Source organism: Paenibacillus agilis (assembly GCF_007786455.1).
Taxonomy (GTDB): domain Bacteria; phylum Bacillota; class Bacilli; order Paenibacillales; family Paenibacillaceae; genus Paenibacillus_B; species Paenibacillus_B agilis.
Map to the genome: position 1 here is coordinate 1 of NZ_VNJK01000012.1, position 1,759 is coordinate 1,759.

A 1,759-nucleotide genomic window follows, 5' to 3' on the forward strand; every position below is an offset into this window, starting at 1 on the left:
ATGTTTGGTGACGATGGCGGAGGGGTTCCACGCGTACCCATCCCGAACACGAACGTTAAGTCCTCCAGCGCCAATGGTACTTGGACCGCAGGGTCCCGGGAGAGTAGGACGTCGCCAAGCAAATGAAAGCCCGTTATCAACTTTTTGTTGATGGCGGGTTTTATTTTGGTTTTAAAGAGGTATTTAAATTATACCCAATTGATGTGCTGGAGAGTATTGCAGCATATTACTGCTTATTGCTCGATTTCACTGTATATTTGTTCATTATGTTAGCTGGAGTGAATACGAAAATGAAGAAATTACACTTTTCATACTAGTGAGTAATCTGCTTTAGAAACTGTTTCTACTATTAAATTGTGCATGCAAATAAAAGAAGGCCTAAGCCCTCTTTTTAAATTGACTATATTTAGCGAAAGTATAATTACAATTTATTTTACAGGTATCCAGATCTCTGAATAATAGTCGGATCTGTTTGGGTTTCCGGTGAAATAGACCTCCAAATCAGGTGCTCCTGCATGTTGATAAGAGTTGGAAGGGAACCACTCAGACATAATTTTTTTCCAAGTGTTTTGCATAGCATCTGGCATAGCACCATGAACCTCGAAAACTACCCATTTTGAAGCTGGTATGTTCATTTCAAGCAATGGTTGTGGAGTTTCTCCTATATACTCCGTACCAATCCAGTAATCAATAACCGTTAAGTCTTTTCCTTTATGCTCTTTATCGACACATACGCCAAGTACACCTTTAATTTCCCCATTATTAATTTTAAACAGTAGGTCATTTGTGCCATCAACATGTACATCATGCCAAAACCGCGGGATTGGAAGCATATTTCCGTTCACGTTAATTTGCATACTGATTTCTCTTTTTTGACCAACTACTTTAAAGCCACTGCGTTCTACAATTCGATAATTCATTGGTTCTACTCCCTTCAGATTCACCTGTATCGTTAGGCGATTGTAAGATTTAAGCTTTCCTAAATGCTGCCTTACATTACTTGGAGATAGGTTATGTTGTTTACGAAAAGCTTTTGCGAAGGCTTCAGGAGTTTCATAGCCATATTTCAAGGCGATATCAATGACTTTGGTATCAGAAGTCGCTAACTCTTGCGCAGCAAGTGCCAAACGTCTTCGACGTAAGTAATCACCAACGGTCATATCGGTTAGTATGAAAAATGTCCGCTGAAAATGAAATGGCGATGAATGTACATGTTTTGCAATTTGCTCAATCGAGATATCCTTGAGTAAATGATCTTCCATATACTCAATTGCCTTCTGTAATGTTTCCACCCAGTTCATATGTCCATTCACTCCTTAACTGAATTGTATAGGTTTCAAATTTACTTTACTGGTCATATTGTGCTAAGCTAGGACAGATCAAAAAAAATTACATAATAATGGATGAGTTAGAGGTGTTGCAATTTGTTTTAGAACTGTGGTATATTATATTTCCGCCACCGAGAGGAAGCGGTTGAGACAAGCTAAATCAAACAGCAGTTTGAAGCAGAGTGAAAACAAAGCTTCAAATAAAGTTTTAAAAAAAGCTTGACTCGAAAGAATGAAAATGATATATTATAAAGGTCGCCACTGAGAAACACGGCGAACGAGAGCGAAAGAAAACGAATCGGAAGATAAGTGATCTGAGCCGAATTGTTCTTTGAAAACTGAACAACGAGTGAAACGTTTGATATAAGAAATTCAGCAATGAATTTCGTCAGCATTACAAATGAGCAAGTCAAACACTTTTATGGAGAGTT

Annotated in this window: 1 protein-coding gene and 1 rRNA gene; one reads left to right on the forward strand and one right to left on the reverse strand. The window is 38.1% G+C overall.

The genetic code is table 11. The features are described 5' to 3' along the window. Positions 1-3 precede the first annotated feature (3 nt). Positions 4-120 (forward strand): 5S ribosomal RNA (gene rrf / locus FPZ44_RS26265). 308 nt (positions 121-428) lie between these two features. On the opposite strand, the gene FPZ44_RS26270 is transcribed toward rrf, so the two are convergent. Further along, the gene (locus tag FPZ44_RS26270) at positions 429-1,301 is read right to left on the reverse strand and encodes an AraC family transcriptional regulator (protein ID WP_144995610.1); all 873 of its coding nucleotides are present in this window, start codon (positions 1,299-1,301) and stop codon (positions 429-431) included. Positions 1,302-1,759: the final 458 nt, after the last annotated feature.

Excerpts from the sequence above, each read along its gene's own strand:
- FPZ44_RS26270 (WP_144995610.1), bottom strand. The coding sequence starts at position 1,301 with ATGAACTGGGTGGAAACATTACAGAAGGCAATTGAGTATATGGAAGAT.